We start from the raw sequence: 6,528 nt of genomic DNA, 5'->3' as shown, positions 1-6,528 counted from the left end.
CCGCAGACCAACGGCCTCGTCGAACGCTTCAACCGGCGTATCGCCGAAGCCATTGGCCGCGAACACAAGCGCGGCAGCGCCCGGCGGACCTTCATCGACCATGCCGATCGCGACGCCTTCATCGCCAGGTTCGTCCACGACTACAACCGGACTCGCCTCAAATGCCTCGGCTACCAGGCCCCGATCCAGGCCGTTGCTAAACTCACGGGACTGAACACGAAAGCAGGGACCCATAGCCGCCGACGTCAGTTGGCTTGCTGCGCTGGAGCCACAACCCGTTTCAACAACAAAGCCCTGTGGTTATGGGTCCCTGCTTTCGCAGGGACGACGTGTGGTATGACCAGCGAGCTCTCACGCGCGCATGCGGACGATCCAGTACGCCGCGGCTTCTCGGTTCAAGATGAGCTACGCATCAGTGGTGCATCGCATCACGCGAGAACCATCCTCATCGTCGTCCTGGCGCAAGCCAGGACGACGGCGGTGAAGGTTCGCGTCTACCCCTCCGCCTCAATCCACTCCGCGGCGCCGCGCCACAGCGCGTCGCGGTGTTCGCTGCGGAAGAAGCCGAGATGGCCGATCGCTTTTGCGCCGGCGTCGGCAGGGCGGATCGAGATGATCTCGGGCGTGGTCGACGTGAAGGCGGAGCACAGCAATTCGACGGCCGGCCGCGTCGCCCAGGTGTCGTCGGTCATGACAAGCGCGCGGAGCTTGCCCTTGAACTTCGGAAAATTGTCGCGCGCCGTCAGCGTGGCATCATCGAGCAGATAGCGCTCCCGCATCACCCAGCTCCGCCATTGCTCGAACGCGCCCCTCGGCAGGTCCATGCCGAGGCCGGCCCAGGCGGGCAGGTAGCCGAGCGTGCGCGCCAGCGGCAGGCCGACGCCGTTCATGAAGGCGACGACGCGGTAGCGCTCGGGCGAGGCCATCAGCTTCCAATAGGCAGCCTGCGAGGCGATCAGGAGCGCGCGCGGAATCTCGGCATTGTTGGCCAGCAGGCCCAGCGCCTGGCCGCCGAAGGAGTGGCCGACATAGGCGAAGGGGAGGTTGCGGTAGCGCTCGCGCATCCAGCTCACCGCCGCGGTGGCATCGAGCGCGGCCCAGTCGGCCATGGTGGCCTTGAAGCCGGCCAGCGATTTCGGCTTGTTGAGGCCGGTCGCCGCCATCGGCCGGCTATCGCCGGTGCCGCGGTAGTCGTAGGTCAGCACCGCCGCGCCGCGGCGGGCGAGGTAGCCGGCAAAGCCGCGATAGACCTTGCGGGGCACGGCGGTCGCCGAATTGATCAGGACAGCGTGGCGCCGGGTGCCGCGCGGCAGGAACAGCGTCGCGGCGAGCGGATAGCCATCTGCGGCCGGCACGACGATGTCGTCGCTAAAAACGTCGTCCAGCGCGGCGGAGGCCACGGCGATTTCCCCGGCATTCATGCTATGCTCTACCAAATGCGAATTCGGATTTCCCTGCAAGGGCTTGACCAGATTGCAGGAATCCTTCTAGCGGGAAAGCGGGGGCCTGTGTATAAGCCGGGCTTTCCTCATGCCGTGATTAAGTCGCGGTTTTTGCTCAGGAGTTGACCTTATGTCCGCGCGGTGGACACCCGATAGCTGGCGCGCCAAGAAGGTGCTGCAGGTGCCCGATTATCCCGATGCCAAGGCATTGGCCGATGTCGAGGCCCAGCTGGCGACCTTTCCGCCGCTGGTGTTCGCGGGCGAGGCGCGCAGCCTGAAGAAGGCGCTGGGGCGGGTCGCCGCCGGCGAGGCCTTCCTGCTGCAGGGCGGCGACTGCGCCGAGAGCTTTGCCGAGCACGGCGCCAACAACATCCGCGACTTCTTCCGCGTCCTGTTGCAGATGGCGGTCGTGCTGACCTATGCCGGCGCGCTGCCGGTGGTGAAGGTCGGCCGCATCGCCGGCCAGTTCGCCAAGCCGCGCTCGTCGCCGACCGAGAAGCAGGGCGACGTCGAGCTGCCGAGCTATCGCGGCGACATCGTCAACGACATCGCCTTCACCCCGGAGGCGCGCATTCCCGATCCGCAACGCCAGCTGATGGCTTATCGCCAATCCGCCGCGACGCTGAACCTGTTGCGCGCGTTCGCCACCGGCGGCTTCGCCAATCTCGGCAGCGTGCATCAGTGGATGCTCGGCTTCCTGAAGGATTCGCCACAGTCACGCCGTTACAAGGAGCTGGCCGACCGCATCTCGGATGCGCTGAACTTCATGCGCGCCTGCGGCCTCGACCTCGAGAGCCATCCCGAGCTGCGCGCCACCGATTTCTACACCAGCCACGAGGCGCTGCTGCTCGGCTACGAGCAGGCGATGACGCGGGTCGATTCCACCACCGGCGACTGGTACGCGACTTCCGGCCACATGATCTGGATCGGCGACCGCACCCGTCAGCTCGATCACGGCCATGTCGAATATTTCCGCGGCATCAAGAATCCGATCGGCCTGAAATGCGGCCCGTCGCTGAAGCCGGACGAGCTGTTGAAGCTGATCGATATCCTCAATCCCGACGATGAGCCGGGGCGCCTGACCCTGATCAACCGGTTCGGCGCCGACAAGGTCGGCGACCATCTGCCGGGCCTGATCCGCGCCGTGCAGCGGGAAGGGCGCAAGGTGGTGTGGTCGTGCGATCCGATGCATGGCAACACCATCACCTCGACCTCGGGCTACAAGACGCGGCCGTTCGACCGCGTGCTATCGGAGGTGAGGTCGTTCTTCCAGATCCACGCTGCCGAAGGCACCCATGCCGGCGGCGTGCACCTGGAGATGACCGGGCAGGACGTCACCGAATGCATCGGCGGCGCGCGCGCCATCACCGATGAAGACCTCAACGACCGCTACCACACGGTCTGCGATCCCCGTCTTAATGCCGAACAGTCGATCGACATGGCCTTCCTGATCGCCGAACTCCTGAAGCAGGAGCGCGCCGGCAAGGTCAAGCCGATGCCGGCCGCTGCGGGGTTGTGATTGGGGCTGTGGCTTGGGCAGGCAGTGACTTGGACTTGGGGGCCGTGACTTGCTGAGGTTCTGGCGAGCCACCATCAACTCGCGCAACGGGCTGGCATTCGCCATTCGCTCGGAGCAGGCGATTCGCGAGGAGGTGGTGGCGCTGGCGCTGTCGCTGCCGCTGGCCTGGCTGGTCGGCGCCACCGTGATGCGCCGGGTCGAATTGGTCGCGACCGTGGTGCTGGTGCTCGTCATCGAGCTGCTCAACACCGCGATCGAGAAGCTAGCCGATCGCCTGACCATGGATCACGATCCGCAGATCGGGCGGGTCAAGGACATGGGCTCGGCCGCGGTCGGCGTCGCGCTCGTCATGGCCGGGCTGTTCTGGCTGTTCGCCCTCGCCGAACGCATGGGCGCGTTCTGATTCCCGAGCATGATCCGGAAACGTGGGAACCGGTTTTCCGATCAGATCATGCTCAAAAGAAGCTCCCGCCGGTCATGGCGCGATTTCTGCAATCGCACCATGACTGGAAGGTGATTGAAGTTTGCTGTTGTGCAGGACAACTTAGGCGTATGAGCGAACAACAGATCAAGATTACCCTGGCGCAACTCAATCCGACGGTCGGTGACGTCACCGGCAACGCCGCGAGGGCGCGCGCCGCGCGCGAGAAAGCCAAGGCCGACGGCGCCGACCTCGTGGTGCTGTCGGAACTGTTCATCGCCGGCTACCCGCCGGAGGATCTGGTGCTCAAGCCGGCGTTCCAGTCGGCCTGCCGCGCCGCGATCGAGGAACTGGCGCGCGAGACCAGGGATGGTGGCCCAGCGATGCTGATCGGCACGCCGTGGGTCGAGGACGGCAAGCTCTACAATGCCTGCGCGCTGCTCGACGGCGGCCGCATCGCCGCGCTGCGCTTCAAGGCCAATCTGCCGAATTACGGCGTGTTCGACGAGAAGCGGCTGTTCGCGCGCGGCCCGGCGCCGGGCCCGGTGACGGTGCGCGGCGTGCGTATCGGCGTGCCGATCTGCGAGGACATCTGGCTCGAGGAGTCCGAAGAATACGAGAACGTCGTCGAATGTCTCGCCGAGACCGGCGCCGAGATTCTCGTGGTGCCGAACGGCTCGCCCTATGCCCGCGACAAGGCCGACCTCAGGCTGTCGATCGTCGTCGCGCGCGTCACTGAGAGCGGGCTGCCGCTGGTCTATCTCAACGAGGTCGGCGGCCAGGACGAGCTGATCTTCGACGGCGCCTCGTTCGCGCTGAATGCCGATCTTTCCGTTGCGGCGCAGCTTCCGGCGTTCGAGGAGAACATCACGACGCTGACCTGGCGCAAGACCGCCGACGGCTGGCGCTGCAACGGGCCGATCACGGCGCAGCTCGAGGGCGACAAGGCCGATTACGCGGCCTGCGTGCTCGGTCTGCGCGACTATGTCCGCAAGAACGGTTTTCCCGGCGTGCTGCTCGGCGTCTCCGGCGGCATCGACTCGGCGCTGTGCGCGGCGATCGCGGTCGATGCGCTCGGCGCCGACAAGGTGCGCGGCGTGATGCTGCCGTTCCGCTACACCGCGCAGGTGTCGCTCGACGATGCCGCCAAGCTCGCCGCGGCGCTCGGCATCCGCTACGAGATCCTGCCGATCGCCGATGCCGTGAACGGCTTCGAGACGATTCTGGCGCCGGTGTTCAAGGGGCTGGACCGCGACATCACCGAGGAGAATTTGCAGGCGCGCGCCCGCGGCACGCTGTTGATGGCGATCTCCAACAAGACCGGCGCCATGGTGGTGACCACCGGCAACAAGTCGGAGATGTCGGTCGGCTACGCCACGCTGTACGGCGACATGAACGGCGGCTTCAATCCGATCAAGGACATCTACAAGACCGAGGTGTTTCGCCTGTCGAGCCTGCGCAATGGCTGGAAGCCGGACGGCGCGCTCGGGCCGTCAGGCGAGGTGATCCCGGTCAACATCATCATCCGGCCGCCGACCGCCGAGTTGCGCGAGAACCAGACCGACCAGGATTCGCTGCCGCCCTACGACGTGCTGGACGCGATCCTCAAGCGGCTCGTGGAGCGCGAGGAGCCGCTGGCGACCATCATCGAAGCCGGCTTCGACCGCGACGTGGTGGCCCGGGTCGATCGCCTGCTCAACATCGCCGAATACAAGCGGCGGCAGGCGGCGCCGGGGGTGAAGGTGACGCGGAAGAATTTCGGCCGCGACCGCCGCTATCCCATCACCAACCGCTTCCGCGATTTCGGCAAGGCGCTGCCGGCGCCCGACGAGACGCTGGTGGCGCGCACCTCGCGCGCGTCGGCGGAGGCGTTCGAGGGCTGAGCTCTTCTTACCGCTTCGGGATGAAGGTCGGGCCGACGGTGCGGATCTGGCCGTCGCTCGCCGGCGCGGCCGCCGGTGCCGTGGCGTCAGCAGCTGCGGGCTGCTGTTGAGCCGCGGCTGCCGGCGCGCCCTTCTTGCCGGCGGCGGCCTTGGTCTGGGCGCGCTGCTGCATCTTCCGCGCGCTCTCCTCGGTGACGATGATGTCGCCCTGCTGCTCGGCGGACGCCTTGTCGTCGACCGCCTTCAACGCCTCGGCCCAGCTCTGGCCGGCCGGCTTGCAGGAGCAGGACGGATTGAACTCGGTGCGGTACTTGAAGGCGTTCGGCAGCGACGAGTAGGACACACCGCTGATCGAGACCGCCTGGTTGATGTCCTCGCCGGGATTTCGGTAGGTGAACAGGCTGGCATCCGCGGCGGGGCACTGCGCCTTGCAGATTTGCTCGTCGGCGGCGAAGCGCGCCTGCACCGTTGCGAACGAGATCGGGAAATAGGCGCCGTCGCAGGTGCGGACGCAGACGGTGCGGAAGGTGCCGGACTGGGCGCCATACTGCGCGTCGGGCGGGGGCAGCGGGTTGTTGGGATTGCCGCCACCACCGCCGCCGAACAGGTTCTCGAGGAAGTTGCCGGGGCCACGCGCGGCCGCGGCATATTGCGGGCCGCAATTATTCTGCGCCAGCGCGGTCAGGACCGAGCGGCGCTGGTTCTCGCGGTCGGCGCCGCCGAGCCCGCCGGAGCGCAGCCGCTCGAGATTGGCGGTGATCTGGTCGAGATTGGCGCGCATCTGCTGGATCTGGGTGTTGACCGGACCGCACTGCGCCGAATTGTTATTGAAGAGCGAGAAGAACCCCGAGCTGTCGCAGCCCATGCGCCGGGCCTGCGCCGTCACGCGATCGAGCTCGCCCTGCTGGCGGGTTGCCGCGTCCTGGTAGCGGCGGATCTGCTCGTCCTTGGCCGGGTCGCCGGAGCCGCCGCCGCGGTCGATCGCCGCCAGCTGGCCTTCGAGCCGGCCGCACATCGGATTGGCCTGCGGATTGGGCTGTGGCGCGCCTTGCGGAGCCGGACCGGGCGGGCCGGGGGGCACCTGCGCCAGGGCATGCATGGCGGGCAGGGACATGCCGGCCAGCACGGCGCAACTCAGAAACCAGCGGGAGAAGCGAGAACGGGAGCTATTGGGCATATCCGGCCATTAAAACGACGCCGCGCGGCGATCAACGCCAAAGCGCGCGGGCAAGGCCGCTGCAATAGCCGTTTCTCGGGGCAGCG

5 protein-coding genes are annotated in these 6,528 nt (G+C 66.9%); 3 read left to right on the top strand and 2 right to left on the bottom strand.

Features of this window, described 5'->3' with window-relative positions; all coding sequences use genetic code 11:
• Positions 1–494: 494 nt before the first annotated feature.
• Complete coding sequence (locus tag I6F38_RS13670) at positions 495–1,421, bottom strand: alpha/beta fold hydrolase (protein WP_225160695.1); 927 nt, start codon at positions 1,419–1,421, stop codon at positions 495–497.
• Positions 1,422–1,572: 151 nt separating this feature from the next.
• Here I6F38_RS13670 and I6F38_RS13665 point away from each other — a divergent pair, with 151 nt between their 5' ends.
• The 3 genes from I6F38_RS13665 (at position 1,573) to I6F38_RS13655 (ending at position 5,265) form a co-directional block, all read left to right on the top strand.
• A complete protein-coding gene (locus I6F38_RS13665) occupies positions 1,573–2,961 on the top strand; it encodes a 3-deoxy-7-phosphoheptulonate synthase class II (RefSeq protein WP_225160694.1) in 1,389 nt (462 codons plus the stop codon).
• A gap of 49 nt (positions 2,962–3,010) precedes the next feature.
• On the top strand, positions 3,011–3,364 hold the full coding sequence (locus tag I6F38_RS13660) for a diacylglycerol kinase (RefSeq protein ID WP_028334253.1): 354 nt from the start codon (positions 3,011–3,013) through the stop codon (positions 3,362–3,364).
• A 149-nt stretch (positions 3,365–3,513) separates the two neighbouring features.
• Positions 3,514–5,265 carry an NAD+ synthase gene (locus I6F38_RS13655; protein ID WP_225160693.1) on the top strand — a complete coding sequence of 584 codons (1,752 nt, stop codon included), beginning with the start codon at positions 3,514–3,516 and terminating at the stop codon, positions 5,263–5,265.
• Positions 5,266–5,272: 7 nt separating this feature from the next.
• Here the strand turns inward: I6F38_RS13655 and I6F38_RS13650 are convergent, their stop codons facing one another.
• Positions 5,273–6,379, bottom strand: coding sequence for a DUF2865 domain-containing protein (locus I6F38_RS13650; protein ID WP_225160692.1), 1,107 nt, complete (start codon positions 6,377–6,379; stop codon positions 5,273–5,275).
• Positions 6,380–6,528: the final 149 nt, after the last annotated feature.

The organism is Bradyrhizobium sp. BRP56, from assembly GCF_020194035.1.
In the GTDB taxonomy this organism is placed as follows: domain Bacteria; phylum Pseudomonadota; class Alphaproteobacteria; order Rhizobiales; family Xanthobacteraceae; genus Bradyrhizobium; species Bradyrhizobium australafricanum.
The sequence above is the reverse complement of the archived record's forward strand: the minus strand, read 5'-3'. Positions and strand labels throughout refer to the sequence as shown.

Coding starts and splice junctions, on each gene's coding strand:
- I6F38_RS13655 (WP_225160693.1), top strand. CDS start 3,514: ATGAGCGAACAACAGATCAAGATTACCCTGGCGCAACTCAATCCGACG.
- I6F38_RS13670 (WP_225160695.1), bottom strand. CDS start 1,421: ATGAATGCCGGGGAAATCGCCGTGGCCTCCGCCGCGCTGGACGACGTT.
- I6F38_RS13650 (WP_225160692.1), bottom strand. CDS start 6,379: ATGTCCCTGCCCGCCATGCATGCCCTGGCGCAGGTGCCCCCCGGCCCG.
- I6F38_RS13665 (WP_225160694.1), top strand. CDS start 1,573: ATGTCCGCGCGGTGGACACCCGATAGCTGGCGCGCCAAGAAGGTGCTG.